Annotated in this window: 17 protein-coding genes; 15 read left to right on the top strand and 2 right to left on the bottom strand. The window is 63.7% G+C overall.

The window, feature by feature from the left end:
* Window positions 1-528: 528 nt before the first annotated feature.
* From rpmH to yidC, 4 genes are all read left to right on the top strand, one after another.
* Window positions 529-663 (top strand): 50S ribosomal protein L34, encoded by a 135-nt coding sequence (gene rpmH, locus PSUB009319_RS18845; protein ID WP_003262958.1) that lies wholly within the window; start codon window positions 529-531, stop codon window positions 661-663.
* Window positions 664-726: 63 nt separating this feature from the next.
* Window positions 727-1,149 carry a ribonuclease P protein component gene (rnpA, locus tag PSUB009319_RS18840; RefSeq protein WP_124383730.1) on the top strand — a complete coding sequence of 141 codons (423 nt, stop codon included), beginning with the start codon at window positions 727-729 and terminating at the stop codon, window positions 1,147-1,149.
* Complete coding sequence (gene yidD / locus PSUB009319_RS18835; RefSeq protein WP_124383720.1) at window positions 1,146-1,460, top strand: membrane protein insertion efficiency factor YidD; 315 nt, start codon at window positions 1,146-1,148, stop codon at window positions 1,458-1,460. The genes rnpA and yidD overlap by 4 nt, the downstream gene beginning before the upstream one ends.
* A gap of 6 nt (window positions 1,461-1,466) precedes the next feature.
* The gene (gene yidC, locus PSUB009319_RS18830) at window positions 1,467-3,134 is read left to right on the top strand and encodes a membrane protein insertase YidC (RefSeq protein WP_124383719.1); all 1,668 of its coding nucleotides are present in this window, start codon (window positions 1,467-1,469) and stop codon (window positions 3,132-3,134) included.
* A 328-nt stretch (window positions 3,135-3,462) separates the two neighbouring features.
* On the opposite strand, the gene PSUB009319_RS18825 is transcribed toward yidC, so the two are convergent.
* Window positions 3,463-3,849, bottom strand: coding sequence for an antibiotic biosynthesis monooxygenase (locus PSUB009319_RS18825; protein ID WP_124383718.1), 387 nt, complete (start codon window positions 3,847-3,849; stop codon window positions 3,463-3,465).
* A 37-nt stretch (window positions 3,850-3,886) separates the two neighbouring features.
* Window positions 3,887-4,966 carry an MBL fold metallo-hydrolase gene (locus PSUB009319_RS18820; RefSeq protein ID WP_124383717.1) on the bottom strand — a complete coding sequence of 360 codons (1,080 nt, stop codon included), beginning with the start codon at window positions 4,964-4,966 and terminating at the stop codon, window positions 3,887-3,889.
* 173 nt (window positions 4,967-5,139) lie between these two features.
* On the opposite strand from PSUB009319_RS18820, the gene PSUB009319_RS18815 reads away from it, so the two are divergent.
* The 11 genes from PSUB009319_RS18815 (at window position 5,140) to PSUB009319_RS18765 (ending at window position 16,486) form a co-directional block, all read left to right on the top strand.
* Entirely contained in the window at window positions 5,140-5,640 is a 501-nt protein-coding gene (locus tag PSUB009319_RS18815; protein WP_124383716.1) for a MerR family DNA-binding transcriptional regulator, read from the top strand.
* A 188-nt stretch (window positions 5,641-5,828) separates the two neighbouring features.
* Window positions 5,829-7,010, top strand: a complete 1,182-nt coding sequence (locus PSUB009319_RS18810; protein WP_124383715.1) for an isovaleryl-CoA dehydrogenase — start codon at window positions 5,829-5,831, stop codon at window positions 7,008-7,010.
* Window positions 7,011-7,167: 157 nt separating this feature from the next.
* Entirely contained in the window at window positions 7,168-9,003 is a 1,836-nt protein-coding gene (aceK, locus tag PSUB009319_RS18805; RefSeq protein WP_124383714.1) for a bifunctional isocitrate dehydrogenase kinase/phosphatase, read from the top strand.
* A gap of 23 nt (window positions 9,004-9,026) precedes the next feature.
* A complete protein-coding gene (can, locus tag PSUB009319_RS18800; protein ID WP_124383713.1) occupies window positions 9,027-9,707 on the top strand; it encodes a carbonate dehydratase in 681 nt (226 codons plus the stop codon).
* 169 nt (window positions 9,708-9,876) lie between these two features.
* Complete coding sequence (locus PSUB009319_RS18795; protein WP_124383712.1) at window positions 9,877-11,058, top strand: acetyl-CoA C-acetyltransferase; 1,182 nt, start codon at window positions 9,877-9,879, stop codon at window positions 11,056-11,058.
* Between the two features lie 20 nt (window positions 11,059-11,078).
* Window positions 11,079-11,807 (top strand): SDR family oxidoreductase, encoded by a 729-nt coding sequence (locus tag PSUB009319_RS18790; RefSeq protein WP_124383711.1) that lies wholly within the window; start codon window positions 11,079-11,081, stop codon window positions 11,805-11,807.
* 25 nt (window positions 11,808-11,832) lie between these two features.
* Window positions 11,833-12,963 (top strand): acyl-CoA dehydrogenase family protein, encoded by a 1,131-nt coding sequence (locus PSUB009319_RS18785; RefSeq protein WP_124383710.1) that lies wholly within the window; start codon window positions 11,833-11,835, stop codon window positions 12,961-12,963.
* A gap of 54 nt (window positions 12,964-13,017) precedes the next feature.
* Entirely contained in the window at window positions 13,018-13,623 is a 606-nt protein-coding gene (locus tag PSUB009319_RS18780; protein ID WP_124383709.1) for a 2-hydroxychromene-2-carboxylate isomerase, read from the top strand.
* A gap of 85 nt (window positions 13,624-13,708) precedes the next feature.
* Window positions 13,709-14,398, top strand: coding sequence for an HAD family phosphatase (locus tag PSUB009319_RS18775; RefSeq protein WP_124383708.1), 690 nt, complete (start codon window positions 13,709-13,711; stop codon window positions 14,396-14,398).
* A complete protein-coding gene (locus PSUB009319_RS18770; protein ID WP_124383707.1) occupies window positions 14,398-14,850 on the top strand; it encodes a YchJ family protein in 453 nt (150 codons plus the stop codon). Before PSUB009319_RS18775 ends, PSUB009319_RS18770 begins: the two co-directional genes overlap by 1 nt.
* A 28-nt stretch (window positions 14,851-14,878) precedes the next feature.
* On the top strand, window positions 14,879-16,486 hold the full coding sequence (locus tag PSUB009319_RS18765; protein WP_124383706.1) for a carboxyl transferase domain-containing protein: 1,608 nt from the start codon (window positions 14,879-14,881) through the stop codon (window positions 16,484-16,486).
* Window position 16,487 lies beyond the last annotated feature (1 nt).

The following is a 16,487-nucleotide window of genomic DNA, read 5'->3' as shown; positions in this document are numbered from 1 at the left end:
CGTTATTGGAACGGGATTGTACCCCCGGCCGAAAGTTATCCACAAAGGATAAGTCTGTGGATAACCTGTGGAGCTGCTGTGAGTACCGGTGGACAACCGATTTTTCCCATTGGCCGCAAACCCAATTCCCGCAAGGTTTTGCGCAGAGCACACCAAGCCGCACAAGGCACTGGGGACAACTCATCACGGGGTGGATTATCGGCGCCGGACTTACGTTATCCCCAGTCAGTCATGCTTGACAGATGCGGAAAATGCCGCTTAAATGTCGGGTTCTGCGATGCGCAGCAGGGGAGCGCACGCTTGTTCGTGTCAGATGCGGGGCGAGGAACACTTCGTCGCGACTGATCCGGCTTAGGCCCGATGCTCTCGGTGCCCGATGTTCCGGTGACACCCTAGACCTGAACAACACAGCGCACGGCGGTCTGCGTGGGCGATTTCTCTGACTGAATCGACACCAGGCCGCGGGGGCAGCCCTAGGCCCGGCGCGTGCGGCGATGTCCGCACCACCCATTAACAAGAGAGTGCATCATGAAGCGTACTTATCAACCTTCCGTTACCCGTCGCAAGCGCACCCACGGTTTCCGTGTCCGCATGAAGACCCGTGGTGGCCGTGCCGTGCTGAACGCACGCCGCGCCAAGGGCCGTAAGCGCCTGGCCATCTAAAGACGGCCGCGCCGAGGGTGGCGGCTCATGGCCGTTGCCTATGGCTGTCGCGGCACACTGGCGATGGGCTTGCACGCCTACCCCAAGGCCGCAAGGCTGACAAAAACGGATGAGTTTTCATCCGTTTTTGCTTTGCGGCCGGTCCGGCGTAGTCGTCACTTCGTGCTGTATGTGCGGGCCAACGGGCATCCGCAAGCCCGCTTGGGCGTGGTGATCGGCAAGAAATTTGCCAAGCGCGCCGTCGAGCGCAATCTCATCAAGCGTCAGTGCCGCGAGTTGTTCCGCCTGCGGCAACCCTTGTTGGGCGGGCGCGACGTGCTGATCCGCCTGCAAGCCAAGTTTCCGCGCCAGGACGTGCCCACTGTGGCCGCCTTCAAGCGCATCTGCCGCGAGGAGCTGGTTCATCTCTTTGAGATTGCCACGCGCCCGCTGCCGGCACCGCCTGCCGCCGCTCCTTCCCAGTCCGCCGCTGGGAGCACGCCATGACGCGCGTGCTGCTGTTTCTGTTGCGCATCTACAAAGTGGCGTTCAGCCCGTTTGTGGGCGCGCAATGCCGTTTCCTTCCGACCTGTTCCGACTACGCGCGCGACGCCGTACTCACGCACGGGCCGGGTTACGGCAGTTATCTTGCGGCAAAACGTCTATGCCGCTGCCATCCGTTCGCACAAGGCGGGTATGATCCTGTGCCGCCCGCCGCTGGCGACGCTGTGCCCCGCTCCACCGATCCCGCATCGACCGACGCGACCGCAGCTGACTCCCAGCCTGCGCGGCCGTCGATTCACCTTCCCAGACCGTAATCCGACATGGATATCAAACGCACCATTCTCTGGGTGATCTTCTCGCTGGCGGTTGTCCTGCTGTTCGACAACTGGCAACGCGCGAATGGCCACCAGTCGATGTTCTTCCCGACGCCGCAAACGGCCACGACCACGGCCGCCGCACCGGGCAGCACACCCGCAGGCGATGTGCCGAGCAGCAGCGCCTCCACGCCGGCAGTTGCTGGGGCGCAAGCCGCCCCGGCCACAGGCGCCGCTTCGCAGGCACCGGCTTCGGAAAAGATCGTCATCTCGACCGACCTGCTGCGCGCCACCATCGACACCAACGGCGCCAGCGTCACCAAGCTCGAACTGCTCAACCAGAAGGACCACGACGGCAACCCGATGGTGCTGTTCGACCGCAGCGTTGAGCGCACCTACCTGGCGCGCTCGGGCATCATCGGCGGCGATTTCCCCAACCACACGACGGCGTTCACGGCATCAAGCGGCCCGCGTGATCTGGGCACGGGCAACGACGTCTCCATCACGCTGACGGCTGACAAGGGCGGCGCCAAGCTGGCCAAGACGTACGTCTTCAAGCGCGGCAGCTACGTGATCGACACGCGCTTTGACGTGACCAACGACGGCACCGCGCCGATCAACCCGACGCTGTACATGGAACTGGCCCGCGACGGCGGTGCGATTGAGCAATCGCGCTTCTACAGCACCTTCACCGGCCCGGCCGTGTACACCGACGGTGACAAGTTCCACAAGATCACCTTCGCCGATATCGACAAGGGCAAGGCGCACGTTCCGGCCGCGACCGACAGCGGCTGGGTAGCGATGGTGCAGCATTACTTCGCGTCGGCCTGGATTCCGGCCGACAACGCCCGCCGCGAGTACTACGTCAACCGCGTGGACACCAACTTCTATCGCATCGGCATCCAAGAGCCGCTGGGCACGGTCGCGCCAGGCGCCAGTGTGTCGACCACGGCACGCCTGTTCGCCGGCCCGCAGCAAGCGCGCATGCTTGAGGCCATCACCCCGGGCCTGGATCTGGTCAAGGACTATGGCTGGCTGACCATCGTCGCCAAGCCGCTGTTCTGGTTGCTCGAAAAGATCCATGCGCTGCTGGGCAACTGGGGCTGGTCGATCGTGGCGCTTACGGTGCTGATCAAGCTGGTGTTCTTCCCGCTGTCGGCCACGAGCTACCGTTCGATGGCCAAGATGAAGGACCTGCAGCCGCGCATGACGGCCATCCGCGAACGCCACAAGGGCGATCCGCAGAAGATGAACCAGGAGATGATGACGCTGTACCGCACCGAGAAGGTCAATCCCCTCGGCGGCTGTCTGCCGATCGTGATCCAGATCCCGGTGTTCATGGCGCTGTACTGGGCGCTGCTGTCGTCGGTCGAAATGCGCGGCGCGCCGTGGATCGGCTGGGTGCACGATCTGTCCACGCCTGACCCGTTCTACATTCTGCCGGTGCTGATGGCCGTGTCGATGTTCGTGCAGACCAAGCTGAACCCGACCCCGCCGGACCCGGTGCAGGCCAAGGTGATGATGTTCATGCCAATCGCGTTCTCGGTGATGTTCTTCTTCTTCCCGGCCGGCCTCGTGCTGTACTGGGTCGTGAACAACTGCCTGTCGATCGCGCAGCAATGGTCGATCAACCGCATGCTGGGCACCAACAAGAAGGCGGCTCCCGCCAAGTAAGGCGAACGCGCTTCAGCAGAAAGGGCACCTCCGGGTGTAATGCCGTTCAGTTAAGACCTGAACGGCATTTTTGTTTTTAGGGCTTGGAGTTGTAAACAGATGATCAACAGCGTGCCGCTGGATGGTTCGGCCACCTTTACGGTGTCGTACCACTAACCCCGGTGGGCCACCTGCGGCCTGCACCAATGAAAAGGCCGCCTTCACAAGAGGCGGCCTTTTTCCGTATACGCCGCTGGAATGTCGCGGCGTGGCACTGCGTTTTGCTTAATAGCGTGATGCTCCGGAGCCGCCATTCGCCAAACAAGCATGCGACATGGCAATGCCCGGGTTAGCCGGCAAACCCATAGTCGTACTCCACCTTGGCAATGCGCAGGTGGTACGACGCATACCACTGCTCACGCCCCATCTTCTGCGCGGCCAGGTGCTCGCTCTGGTTCTTCCATTCGCGAATGGCCTCCAGCGACGACCAGTACGACACGGTGATGCCTGGTCGCCCCTGGTCGCCGGCCAGCTCATCACGCACGGATTCGATACCGAGGAAGCCCGGCATATCGCGCGCCAGTTCCACCATGCGATCGGCCATCGCACCGTAGCCGTTGTCTCCATCGGTGCGCGTGGACGAGAAAATCACCGCGTAGTAGGGCGCCGGAGGTGTCTGCGCCGGAAACGGCAGAATGGCGGCGCTGTCGTCGAGAACGTCGTGCTGGTCAGCCATGTCGGGGGTCCGGAGTGGGTAACGTGGGTTGTTCAGTTTATGCGGCCGCGTGAAAACGGACGATGTCATCGGCGCTGGTCTCGCGCACCAGTTCGCCGCGATGCCACAGCGCATGCAGGTGCGCCAGCGCCTCGCCCATCGCAAACGTCATCTGATGCACATCAAACTGGCGCTTGAAGATGACGTTGACGATGTCGCGTGCGGATTGCGGTGCGGCCTTGCACGCGGCCAGCGTTTCAGCCAGCCGATCCGCATGGTGGTCACGCAGTTGCTGAATGCGCGTATGCAGCCCGCGGAACGGCCGCCCGTGCGACGGCAAGATCAGCACGTCTGCGGGCAGCGGCTCGTACTTGCCCAGCGAATCGAGATACAGCGTGAGCGAATCCGCCTCGGGCTCCAGGTCGAACACGCTCGCGTTGGTGGAGATGCGCGGCAAGACCATGTCGCCGGAAATGAGCACGTTGGCGTCTTCACTGTAGAGGGCGACGTGCTCGGGTGCGTGGCCAAAGCCGGTGATGACGCGCCAGTTGTGCTGACCGATGGTGATGACGTTGCCGTCCATCACGCGGCGATACTGGCTGGGCACGCCCGGCACGAGCGTGCTGTAGTAGTCCTTGCGATTGCGGATGCCTTCGATGGAGGCCGGATCCGTCAGACCATGGCGCTCGAAATGGCGCGCGGCAAATTCACCGCCGGCATTCGACGCACCGGTGCCGCCCACCAGCATGCGTGCGAAGGCGTAGTCGCCCAGGCTCATCCACAGGCGCACGTTCCAGCGTTTTTGATCGCCACCCTCGCACAGCCAGTTCGACAAGCCAACGTGATCCGGGTGGCAATGCGTGACCAGCACGCGCAGCACCGGCAGACCATCGAGGTGATTCGCGAAGATGGTTTCCCAGTAGCCGCGAATGGCTTCGTGGTTGATGCCGCAATCGATGATCGTCCAGCCGTCTTGCCCGTCCTGGTGATCGCGCAGCAGCCAGAGGTTGATGTGATCGAGTGCAAACGGCAGCGGCATGCGCAGCCAATAGATGCCGGGGGCGACTTCAAACCGCGTGCCGCCTTCGGGAAGCGTGTCGCCAAAGGGATAGTCGAGTTGGTGTTCGAGCGCGTTCATGAGGGTGTGGTCTCGGTCGCCGCCTTGATAGCAGTCATCGGGCGGTCTCTGCGATTGCGGTTTGGCGCCATTGACGCTAACGTAAACGTCAATTCGCCGCCGGTCTTCCATCTTAAGCGAAAACTTAATGGCGCTGCCCGGCGTGCTTCCGCCATCACTGGATTTTCCGCCGTATGCCTGCCTCCACCCTGTCTGCCACCGCTGCGCTTGCTACCGATCTCGAATCGGGCGACGCCGGCGACCAAGCCGACGCCAGCTACACCATTACCGATCTTGCACGCGAATTCGACATCACGCCGCGCGCCATCCGCTTCTACGAAGACCAGGGCCTGCTGGCGCCGGATCGCCAGGGGCCGGGCGGACGCCGCCGCGTGTATTCCGCCGGCGAGCGCACGCGCTTGAAGTTGACCTTGCGCGGCAAGCGGCTCGGGCTGTCGCTGGGCGAGATCAAGGAAATCCTCGATCTGTACGAGTCGCCGCGCGATACGGTGCCGCAGCTGGAGCGCTTTCTGGCGTCCCTGGCGCAGCACCGCGCCGTGCTCACCCAGCAACTGGACGACCTGAACGCTCAACTGGCCGAAATCGACCAGCACGAGCGCCAGTGCCGTCGCCTGCTGGAAGACGCTCAGGCAGGCACCGCCAAACAGCGCCCCACGCGACGCAAGACCGCCTGATTCCGCAAATCTACGTAATGGTCGATTATTGACGTTTACGTAAACGTCAATACAATACGCAACACCTCGTAGCACCCTCCCGGCACCGGTGTGCCCGGCACAAGCGATGCACACCTCACAACGCCACCACTGACCCAGAGACACGCGCGGCCGGATTTTTTCTCTGCACGCGCCCAAGGAGACCCACCATGATTGACCTGCCCGGCCTGAAATTCGACTTGGGCGAAGACATCGAGATGCTGCGTTCGGCCGTGCGCGACTGGGCGCAGGGCGAGCTGGCACCGCGCGCAGGCGAGATCGACCGCACCGACCAGTTCCCGATGGACGCCTGGCGCAAGATGGGTGATCTGGGCGTGCTCGGCATCACGGTGGCCGAGGAATATGGCGGCGCCAACATGGGCTACCTGGCGCACATGATCGCCATGGAAGAGATCAGCCGCGCCTCGGCATCGGTCGGCCTGTCGTATGGCGCGCACTCGAACCTGTGCGTGAACCAGATCCACCGCAACGGCACCGCAGCCCAGAAGGCCAAGTACTTGCCCAAGCTGGTGTCGGGCGAATGGGTGGGCGCGCTGGCGATGAGCGAGCCGAATGCCGGGTCGGACGTCGTCAGCATGAAGCTGCGCGCCGAACTCAAGGGCGACCGCTACGTGCTCAACGGCACCAAGATGTGGATCACCAACGGCCCCGACTGCGACGTGCTGGTCGTCTACGCCAAGACCGAGCCCGAGCTGGGCGCGCGCGGCATGACCGCCTTCCTCGTCGAAAAAGGCATGAAGGGCTTCTCTGTGGCGCAAAAGCTGGACAAGCTCGGCATGCGCGGCTCGCACACGGGGGAGTTGGTGTTCGACAACGTGGAAGTGCCGGTGGAGAACATCCTCGGCCAGGAAAACGGCGGCACCAAGGTGCTGATGAGCGGGCTGGACTACGAGCGCGCCGTGCTCTCCGGCGGCCCGATCGGCATCATGCAGGCGTGCATGGACGTGGTCACGCCGTACATCCACGACCGCAAGCAGTTCGGCCAGAGCATTGGTGAGTTCCAGCTCATCCAGGGCAAGATGGCCGACATGTACACCACGCTGCAGGCGTGCCGCGCGTACCTCTACACGGTCGGCAAGAACCTCGATTCGCTGGGCCGCGACCACGTGCGCCAAGTGCGCAAGGACTGCGCCGGCGTGATTCTCTATACCGCCGAGAAGGCTACGTGGATGGCTGGCGAAGCCATCCAGATTCTGGGGGGCAACGGCTACATCAACGAATTCCCGGTCGGCCGTCTGTGGCGCGACGCCAAGCTGTATGAAATTGGCGCCGGCACGTCGGAAATCCGCCGCATGCTGATCGGGCGGGAGCTGTACGCAGAAACGATGTAAGGCGGGCGTCAGGGCGCCGATGGCATGGAGCCATCGGCCAAACGGATAAGGAGGCGCAACGGTTTCAGGACGCGAACACGGCTGCGGAGGCCATACAATCTAGGTCTCCGTGGTTTGCTGGTTTTGTCGCTTTTCCGCCCTCCCCCGCGCACACGCCATGTCCCATTTTCCCAAGCTCCTCTCTTCGCAGATCGCCTTTGACGTCGCCCGCACGATGCTAGACGGCTTTGACAAGCACTACCGCTTGTTCCGCGAGGTGAGCGTGCAGGCCAAGGCCGCATTCGAGACCGGAGACTGGGCGGGCCTGCAGCAACTGCAGCGCGACCGCATCGCCTACTACGACGAACGCGTGCGTGAAGCGTCGGTCATCCTGGAAGACGAATACGACGCCGAGAACATCAATGACGAGATCTGGCGCCAGATCAAGCTTCACTTCATCGGGCTGCTGACCAATCATCACCAGCCGGAGTGCGCCGAGACCTTCTTCAACTCGGTGTGCACGCGCATCCTGCACCGCTCGTACTTCAACAACGATTTCATCTTCGTGCGCCCGGCCATCTCGACGGAATACATCGAGAACGAAGAGTCGCCCACCAAACCGACGTACCGCGCTTACTATCCCGGCTCGCGCGAGGGCCTGGGCAGTTGCTTCGAGCGCATCGTCCACAACTTCCAGCTCAACGCGCCGTTTGAAGACCTGGAGCGCGATATCGGCTACATCGTGCGCGCGGTGGGTGAGCACTTCGGCGATTTCCGCATCGCGCCGAATTTCCAGATCCACGTGCTGTCGTCGCTGTTCTTCCGCAACAAGGCGGCGTACATCATCGGGCGCGTGATCAACGGCGACAAGACGTTCCCGCTGGCCGTGCCGATTCTGCGCAATGCCGTGGGCCAGCTCACGCTCGACACGGTGCTGCTGCGGCAGGAGCAGTTGCTGATCCTGTTCTCGTTCACGCATTCGTACTTCATGGTGGACATGGAAATTCCGTCCGCCTACGTGACCTTTCTGCGTGACCTGATGCCACGCAAGCCGCGCGCCGAGATCTACACCTCGCTCGGTCTGCAGAAGCAGGGCAAGAACCTGTTCTACCGCGACTTTCTGCATCACCAGCAGCATTCGTCAGACAAGTTCATCATCGCGCCCGGCATCAAGGGCCTGGTGATGCTGGTGTTCACGCTGCCCTCGTACCCGTACGTCTTCAAGGTCATCAAGGACTACTTCCCGCCGCCGAAGGAAACCACGCGCGAGCTGATCAAGAGCAAGTACCAGCTCGTGAAGCGCCACGACCGCGTGGGCCGCATGGCCGATACGCTGGAGTACTCCGACGTCGCGTTCCCGCTCTCGCGCTTCGATGAAGAGCTCATCAAGGAGCTGGAGAAGCACGCGCCTTCGATGGTGGAGTACCAGCGCGCCGAAGACGGCAGCGAAGAGATCGTCATCCGCCACGTCTACATCGAGCGCCGCATGACGCCGCTGAACATCTGGCTGCACGAAGGCACCGACGCGCAGGTCGAGCACGGCATCATCGAATACGGCAACGCCATCAAGGAACTCATCGCCGCGAACATCTTCCCCGGCGACATGCTCTACAAGAACTTTGGCGTGACGCGCCACGGCCGCGTGGTCTTCTACGACTACGACGAGATCGAATACCTCACCGATTGCAACGTCCGCACCGTGCCGCAGCCGCGCACGGAAGAGGAGGAAATGTCGGGCGAGGTCTGGTACAGCGTCGGCCCGCACGACATTTTTCCTGAAACGTACCGCACGTTCCTGCTGGGTGACCCGCGCGTGCGCGAGGCTTTCCTCAAGCACCATGCGGACTTCTTCGAAGCCTCCATGTGGCAGGGATACAAGGAGCGTCTGCTCTCGGGGCAGATGCACGATTTTTATGCGTATGACGCAGCCGAGCGCTTCGTCAATCGCTACGGCACCACGGCGCCTGACAACGCAGCGCAAGACAGCACGACGCTGCAGCGCGCCGCCGCTTAACCAGCTCAACACGACAGAAAACCATGCCACATCGCATCAAAGAACTGTTTGAAAACAACCGCAAGTGGGTCGAGCGCGTCAACGCGGAAGACCCGGCTTTCTTCTCCAACCTTGCCAACCAGCAGAACCCCGAGTACCTGTGGATCGGCTGCTCGGACTCGCGCGTGCCGGCCAACCAGATCATCGGGTTGCCACCGGGCGAAGTGTTCGTCCACCGCAACATCGCCAACGTGGTGGTGCACTCGGATCTGAACTGCCTGTCGGTGCTGCAGTTTGCGGTGGAAGTGCTAAAGATCCGGCACATCACGGTGGTTGGCCACTATGGCTGTTCGGGCGTGAAGGCTGCGTTGACCAAGCAGCGCTTCGGTCTGGCGGACAACTGGATTCGTCACGTGCGTGACGTGGCCGAGCAGCACGAAACGTATCTCGGCACGGTGATCCGCGAGCAGGATCAGCATGACCGGCTGTGTGAGCTGAACGTGATCCACCAGGTGAACAACGTGTGCCTGACGACGATCGTGCAGGACGCCTGGGATCGTGGGCAGCCACTGACGATTCATGGATGGATTTACGGCGTGAAGGACGGGATGCTGCGCAACCTGGGCATGGCGGTGAATTCCAATGAGGAATTGCATGCTCAGCTTGCTGATGCCTGGTTGAACTATGGCAAGGAAGGGAGTGCGCCTACGCCGGTTGGGTTTTGATTTTGTTGCCTAGGGAAGGGCTTTGGCTTTGTGCTTTTAGTCCATCCCTTGTTTCACCCCCTGCCGGGGGCAAGAGGGAGATGGGCCAGCAAGGCCCACCCAAAGCAAGAGACACGCAAGCGCTGCACCACAAGTGCAGAACATGTCGACAGCACACCAGGAGATCACCATGTCCGACCGCATTGTCATCGCCTCAGCCGCCCGCACCCCCATGGGCGCCTTCCAGGGCGAACTCGCCAGCCTCACGGCTCCGCAACTCGGCGCCGCTGCGATCCGCGCGGCAGTCGAGCGTGCCGGCCTGAAACCCGAGCAGATCGAAGAAGTCATCATGGGCTGCGTGCTGCCCGCGGGCCAGGGCCAAGCCCCGGCGCGCCAGGCAGCGTTGGGCGCCGGCCTGCCGCTGTCGGTCGGCTGCACCACGGTCAACAAGATGTGCGGTTCGGGCATGCGCGCAGCGATGAATGCATACGACGCGCTGCTCGCGGGTTCAGTGGATGTGGTGGTGGCCGGTGGCATGGAAAGCATGACCAACGCGCCATACCTGATCCCGAAAGGCCGCGGTGGTTACCGCATCGGCCACGGCATGATCTACGACCACATGATGCTCGACGGCCTGGAAGACGCGTATGACAAGGGCCGCGCCATGGGCACCTTCGGCGAGGACTGCGCCGAGAAGTACAACTTCACGCGCGAAGCACAAGACCACTTCGCGATGACCTCCGTGCGCCGCGCGCAGGAAGCCACCGAATCCGGCGCATTCCGTTGGGAGATCACCCCCGTCACCGTGTCGGGCAAAACTGGCGACACCATCATCGACACCGATGAAGGCCCGCGCCGCATCAAGGTGGACAAGATCCCGTCGCTCAAGCCCGCGTTCAAGAAAGACGGCACGGTGACGGCCGCATCGTCTTCGTCGATCAACGACGGCGCGGCGGCGCTGGTGATGATGCGCGAGTCCACCGCGAAGCAACTCGGCATCACGCCGCTGGCGGTGATGCTGGGCCACACCACGCACGCGCAGGCGCCAGGCTGGTTCACCACCGCGCCGGTCACGGCCATCGAAAAGCTGTTCAAGAAGCTCGACTGGAACAGCAACAACGTCGATCTGTTCGAGATCAACGAGGCCTTTGCCGTGGTGCCGATGGCGGCCATGCACGACCTGCACATTCCGCACGAGAAGGTGAACGTGAACGGCGGCGCGTGTGCGCTGGGCCATCCGATCGGTGCATCGGGCGCGCGCGTGATCGCGACGCTGCTGGGCGCGCTGCAGCACCGCGGTGGCAAGCGCGGCGTGGCAAGCCTGTGCATCGGCGGCGGCGAGGCCACGGCTGTCGGCATCGAACTCTACTGAACGGAAAGGCCTGTACGACGATGACGATAGCGAACACAACATCGCGCCGCACGCGCACCGCACTCATTCTGGGTGCGTCGCGCGGCATCGGCCTGGAAACTGTCAAGCAATACCGTGCCGATGGCTGGCGCGTGATCGCCACCGCGCGCTCGCAAGAGGCCGCCCAGGCGTTGCAGGCACTGGGCGCCGAAACGCACGTGCTGGACCTGACCGACACCAACGCCGTCGCCGGCCTCGCCTGGAAGCTCGATGGCGAGGCGCTGGACGTGGCGATCTACGTGGCGGGCATCTACGGCCCGCGCACGCAGGGCGCCACGCCCGTCAGCCAGGCCGACTTTGATGCCGTGATGCACACCAACGTGTGGGCACCGATGGGCGTGCTGCCCGCCGTACTGCCGATGGTAGAAGCCGGCCATCATGGTGCCGGGGGCGCCGACGAGCCCGGCGGCGTGCTGGCCGTCATCTCCAGCCGCATGGGCAGCATTGGCGAGATGGGCGGCAACGGCGGGTGGCTGTATCGCGCCAGCAAAGCGGCGGTGAATGCCGTGCTGCGCGGGGTGTCGATCGATGCCAAAAACGCCACGTGCCTGACCTTCCACCCCGGCTGGGTGCAGACCGACATGGGCGGCGCCGACGCGGCCATCACGCCGCAGGAAAGCGTGGCCGGCATTCGCCGCGTGATTGCCAGCGCCACGCGCGCCGACAACGGCGGGTTCCGCAACTACGACGGCAGCCGAATCGAATGGTAAGTCAGTGCATGGAGAGGCCGGAACAATGTTGCTGACCCCCGAACAAGAGATGATCCGCGACGCCATCCGCACCTTTGTGCGCGAGGCGATCGTGCCGCACGCCGCCGCGTGGGACCGCGATGCCACGTTCCCGAAAGACGTGCACCGCCAGCTCGGCGAGTTGGGCGCGTATGGCGTGGCCGTGCCGGAAGCACTCGGCGGCGCCGGGTTGGATTACCTCTCGCTCGCGCTGATCCTGGAAGAAATTGCCGCGGGCGACGGCGGCACCTCCACCGTGATCAGCGTGAACAACTGCCCGGTGTGCAGCATGCTGATGGCGTTTGCGAACGACGCGCAAAAGCAGCAGTGGCTCGTGCCGCTGGCGCGCGGCGAGATGCTGGGTGCGTTCTGCTTGACCGAGCCGCATGTCGGCTCCGATGCATCGGCACTGCGCACAACAGCCACGCGAGATGGCGGCCACTGGGTGCTCAACGGCGTGAAGCAGTTCATCACCAGCGGCAAACATGCTGACGTGGCGATCGTCATGGCCGTGACGGACAAGGCCGCGGGCAAGCGCGGCATCAGCGCATTCCTGGTGCCGACCAACACGCCGGGCTACATCGTCGCGCGGCTGGAGGACAAGCTCGGCCAGCATTCGTCCGACACGGCGCAGATCGTGTTTGAAGACTGCCGCATCCCCGCCGATTGCCTGCTGGGCGACGAAGGCGCGGGCTACAAGATGGCGTTGTCGGGGCTGGAAGGCGGGCGCATCGGCATTGCCGCGCAAAGCGTGGGCATGGCACGTGCAGCCTTTGAAGCCGCGCTGGCCTATGCCAAGGAGCGCGAGAGTTTCGGCCAGCCGTTGTTTGCACACCAGGCCGTGCAGTTCCGCCTGGCGGAGATGGCCACGCGCGTGGACGTGGCGCGGCAGATGGTCTGGCACGCCGCCAGCCTGAAAGACGCGGGGCTGCCGTGTCTGAAAGAGGCGGCCATGGCCAAGCTCAACGCCAGCGAGATGGCCGAGCGCGTGTGCTCCGACGCCATCCAGGTCTTCGGCGGCTACGGCTATGTGAACGACTTTCCGGTCGAGCGCATCTACCGCGACGTGCGCGTGTGCCAGATCTACGAAGGCACCAGCGACATTCAGAAGATCCTGATCGCCCGCGCACTCGGATGACCATTCTGTAGGCATTTTTGGGCAAGCCGCAGCACAACAAGGGGGGAGCACATCATGAACGGGGCCATCGATTTCTACTTCGACTTCTCATCGCCGTACGGCTACTTCGCCAGCACGCGCGTGGAAGAACTCGCCAAGCAGTACAACCGGGCAACGGCCTGGCACCCGATCTTGCTGGGGGTCGTGTTCAAGACCACCGGCGGCTCCCCATTGCCGCAAGTGCCGCTCAAGGGCGACTACGCATGGCGTGACTTCGAGCGCACCGCGCGCTTTAACGGCATCGAATACCGCAAGCCGACGCATTTCCCGCTGCCCACGCAATACGCCGCACGTGCCACGCTGTGGGTGCACGACCACCACGGCGGCGACCGCGCGATTGACTTCGCGCGTGCGCTCTACCGCGCGCTGTTTGTCGACGACATCAACATCGGTGAGCCGACCGAGGTGATGAAGATTGCCGACGCGATGGGCATCGACGGCGCAGCGCTCAATAGCGGCGCGAGCAGCCAGCAGATCAAGGATCAGCTCAAGGCCGAGATCGACTTGGCAATGTCGCGCGGCGTGTTCGGCTCGCCATACGTGATCGTCGACGGCGAAGCGTTCTGGGGTTTCGATCGTTTTGACCAGATCGAAGCGTTGCTGCGCGATGGACGCATATAAGAACGCATCTAAGGACGCACAAGCCCACATCCACGGCGGCGGCCGATGTACGAGCCGCCGCTGACGAACCAACAACAACGACAGCATGACCGCAGTGACTTCCTCTGTTTCGAACCACCCGCGCTTTGACGCGATCCTCTTCGATTGCGACGGCGTGCTGGTCGACAGCGAACCTCTCGTCAACCGCCTGATCTGGGAGATGCTGACCGAGCTTGGCATCAGCATCAGCCAGGAAGAGTCGATCAAGCGCTTTCTGGGCAAAGCCATCCGCGAAGAACTGGATGCGATTGCCGAGATGCGCGGCGCGCCGCTGCCGCCGAACTGGCTATCCACCTTTCACTCGCGCCGCAACATGCTGCTCGAAGCCGAAGTGGAAGCCGTGCCGCATATCGCGCACGCCATTGACGTGCTCTCCAGGCTGGGGCTGCCGATGGCCGTAGCCTCCGGCGCCGATCGCACAAAGGTGGAACTGCAACTCAACCGCACTGGATTGATCGAGCACTTCCAGCCGACGGATGTGCGCATCTTTTCGGCCACCGAGGTCGAGCGCAGCAAGCCCGCGCCCGATGTGTATCTGCTGGCGGCCAGCAGCCTGGGCGTATCGCCGTCGCGTTGCCTGGTAATTGAAGACAGCCCCACGGGCGTGACCGCCGGGCACGCGGCCGGCATGACGGTGCTGGCCTACGCCGGCCGCAATGCACCGGGCCCGCTGATTGCCGCCGGTGCCACGCGCACCTTTACCGACATGCGCGAACTGCCGGAGCTGCTGGCCTGATGTCAGCCGCCCAAGCCAAGCCCATCGGCCCGACCGACGCCAGCCCGGAAGTTTGCCCGTGCGGCGGTGGCGCCTACGCGCGCTGCTGCGGCCCGTTCCACGCGGGCGACGCGATGCCGCCCACGGCCGAGCAACTCATGCGCTCGCGCTACAGCGCCTATGTGCTGGGCGACACGGCGTATCTGCGTGCCACGTGGCACCCATCCACCTGCCCCGCCGATCTGGAAACCCGCGAGGCAGATGCCGCAACCACACGCTGGCTCGGCCTGGACGTGAAACGCCATGTGCCACAGGACGCCACGCATGCGACGGTGGAATTTGTCGCGCGCTACAAGGTGGGCGGCCGCGCGCATCGCCTGCATGAAACCAGCCGCTTCGTCCGCCTGGACGCCAGCGGCGCTGAATCCGCCGAAGGCCGTTGGCACTACGTCGACGGCACCTTCCCTGACTGAACCGCACCGACCTTCCTGCACTGCTGCCATGCCGACGCTAGACACCAAGCTGAACCCCCGTGCCGAAGACTTCAAGGCCAACGCCGATGCCATGCGCGCCCTCGTTGCCGACCTGCGCGACAAGGTCGCCCGCATCGCCCAGGGCGGCGGGGACGACGCCCGCGCCAAGCACCTCGCGCGCGGCAAGCTGCTGCCGCGCGATCGCGTGCAGCAACTGCTCGACCCCGGCACCCCGTTCCTGGAGTTCTCGCAACTGGCGGCGACCGGCATGTACGACGACGCGGCACCGGGCGCCGGCATCATCACCGGCATTGGGCGCATCTCGGGGCAGGAATGCGTGATCGTCTGCAATGACGCGACCGTCAAGGGCGGTACGTATTACCCGATGACGGTGAAAAAGCACCTGCGAGCGCAGGAGATCGCCGAGCAGAACCACCTGCCCTGCGTCTACCTGGTCGACTCGGGCGGCGCCAACCTGCCGAACCAGGACGACGTCTTTCCAGACCGTGATCACTTCGGCCGCATTTTCTACAACCAGGCGAACCTGTCGTCCAAGGGCATTCCGCAGATCGCGGTGGTGATGGGCTCGTGCACGGCCGGCGGTGCGTATGTGCCGGCCATGAGTGATGAATCGATCATCGTCAAGGAACAGGGCACGATCTTCCTGGCCGGCCCGCCGCTGGTGAAGGCCGCCACCGGTGAGGTGGTGAGCGCCGAAGACCTGGGCGGCGCCGATGTGCATACGCGCCTGTCTGGCGTGGCGGACTACTTCGCCAACAACGACGCGCACGCGCTGGCGCAAGCGCGCAGCATCGTCGCGCACCTGAACCGCCGCAAGCCCGAGCAGGTGCAGATTCACGCGCCGGTCGAGCCGCGCTTCCCGGCCGAAGAACTCTATGGCGTGATCCCGACCGACACACGCAAGCCGTTCGACGTGCGCGAAGTCATTGCCCGCATCGTCGATGATTCCGCCTTTGACGAATTCAAGGCGCGCTACGGCACCACGCTGGTCTGCGGCTTTGCGCGCATCTGGGGTTACCCGGTCGGCATCATCGCCAACAACGGCATTCTGTTTTCGGAAGCCGCACTCAAGGGCGCGCACTTCATCGAGCTGTGCTGCCAGCGCAAGATTCCGCTGGTGTTCCTGCAGAACATCACCGGCTTCATGGTCGGCCGAAAATACGAGAACGAAGGCATCGCCAAGAACGGCGCCAAGATGGTGACGGCGGTGGCCACGGCGCAGGTGCCAAAGTTCACGGTCATCATCGGCGGCTCGTTTGGCGCGGGCAACTACGGCATGTGCGGGCGGGCGTATTCGCCGCGCTTCCTGTGGATGTGGCCGAACGCGCGCATCTCGGTGATGGGCGGCGAGCAGGCCGCAAGCGTGCTCGCCACCGTGCGCCGTGATGGCATCGAAGCCCGCGGCGGCCAGTGGAGCGCGGATGAAGAAGCCGCCTTCAAGGCGCCGATCCGCGACCAATACGAACGCCAGGGCCACCCGTACTACGCCAGCGCACGCCTGTGGGACGACGGCGTGATCGACCCGGCCGACACGCGCAGCGTGCTGGGCCTGGGGCTGTCGGCCAGCCTGAACGCGCCGATTGGCGACATGAACTTCGGCGTGTTCCGCATGTAAG

It is taken from the genome of Ralstonia sp. SET104, assembly GCF_003851545.1.
Lineage (GTDB): Bacteria > Pseudomonadota > Gammaproteobacteria > Burkholderiales > Burkholderiaceae > Ralstonia.
Note: the sequence above shows the minus strand (reverse complement) of the source record. Positions and strands in the feature narration are given on the sequence as shown.

Excerpts from the sequence above, each read along its gene's own strand:
- aceK (WP_124383714.1), top strand. The coding sequence starts at position 7,168 with ATGTCCCATTTTCCCAAGCTCCTCTCTTCGCAGATCGCCTTTGACGTC.
- PSUB009319_RS18815 (WP_124383716.1), top strand. The coding sequence starts at position 5,140 with ATGCCTGCCTCCACCCTGTCTGCCACCGCTGCGCTTGCTACCGATCTC.
- rpmH (WP_003262958.1), top strand. The coding sequence starts at position 529 with ATGAAGCGTACTTATCAACCTTCCGTTACCCGTCGCAAGCGCACCCAC.
- PSUB009319_RS18790 (WP_124383711.1), top strand. The coding sequence starts at position 11,079 with ATGACGATAGCGAACACAACATCGCGCCGCACGCGCACCGCACTCATT.
- can (WP_124383713.1), top strand. The coding sequence starts at position 9,027 with ATGCCACATCGCATCAAAGAACTGTTTGAAAACAACCGCAAGTGGGTC.
- rnpA (WP_124383730.1), top strand. The coding sequence starts at position 727 with ATGGGCTTGCACGCCTACCCCAAGGCCGCAAGGCTGACAAAAACGGAT.
- PSUB009319_RS18765 (WP_124383706.1), top strand. The coding sequence starts at position 14,879 with ATGCCGACGCTAGACACCAAGCTGAACCCCCGTGCCGAAGACTTCAAG.
- PSUB009319_RS18810 (WP_124383715.1), top strand. The coding sequence starts at position 5,829 with ATGATTGACCTGCCCGGCCTGAAATTCGACTTGGGCGAAGACATCGAG.
- PSUB009319_RS18795 (WP_124383712.1), top strand. The coding sequence starts at position 9,877 with ATGTCCGACCGCATTGTCATCGCCTCAGCCGCCCGCACCCCCATGGGC.
- PSUB009319_RS18825 (WP_124383718.1), bottom strand. The coding sequence starts at position 3,849 with ATGGCTGACCAGCACGACGTTCTCGACGACAGCGCCGCCATTCTGCCG.
- PSUB009319_RS18785 (WP_124383710.1), top strand. The coding sequence starts at position 11,833 with ATGTTGCTGACCCCCGAACAAGAGATGATCCGCGACGCCATCCGCACC.
- PSUB009319_RS18775 (WP_124383708.1), top strand. The coding sequence starts at position 13,709 with ATGACCGCAGTGACTTCCTCTGTTTCGAACCACCCGCGCTTTGACGCG.
- yidC (WP_124383719.1), top strand. The coding sequence starts at position 1,467 with ATGGATATCAAACGCACCATTCTCTGGGTGATCTTCTCGCTGGCGGTT.
- yidD (WP_124383720.1), top strand. The coding sequence starts at position 1,146 with ATGACGCGCGTGCTGCTGTTTCTGTTGCGCATCTACAAAGTGGCGTTC.
- PSUB009319_RS18780 (WP_124383709.1), top strand. The coding sequence starts at position 13,018 with ATGAACGGGGCCATCGATTTCTACTTCGACTTCTCATCGCCGTACGGC.
- PSUB009319_RS18770 (WP_124383707.1), top strand. The coding sequence starts at position 14,398 with ATGTCAGCCGCCCAAGCCAAGCCCATCGGCCCGACCGACGCCAGCCCG.
- PSUB009319_RS18820 (WP_124383717.1), bottom strand. The coding sequence starts at position 4,966 with ATGAACGCGCTCGAACACCAACTCGACTATCCCTTTGGCGACACGCTT.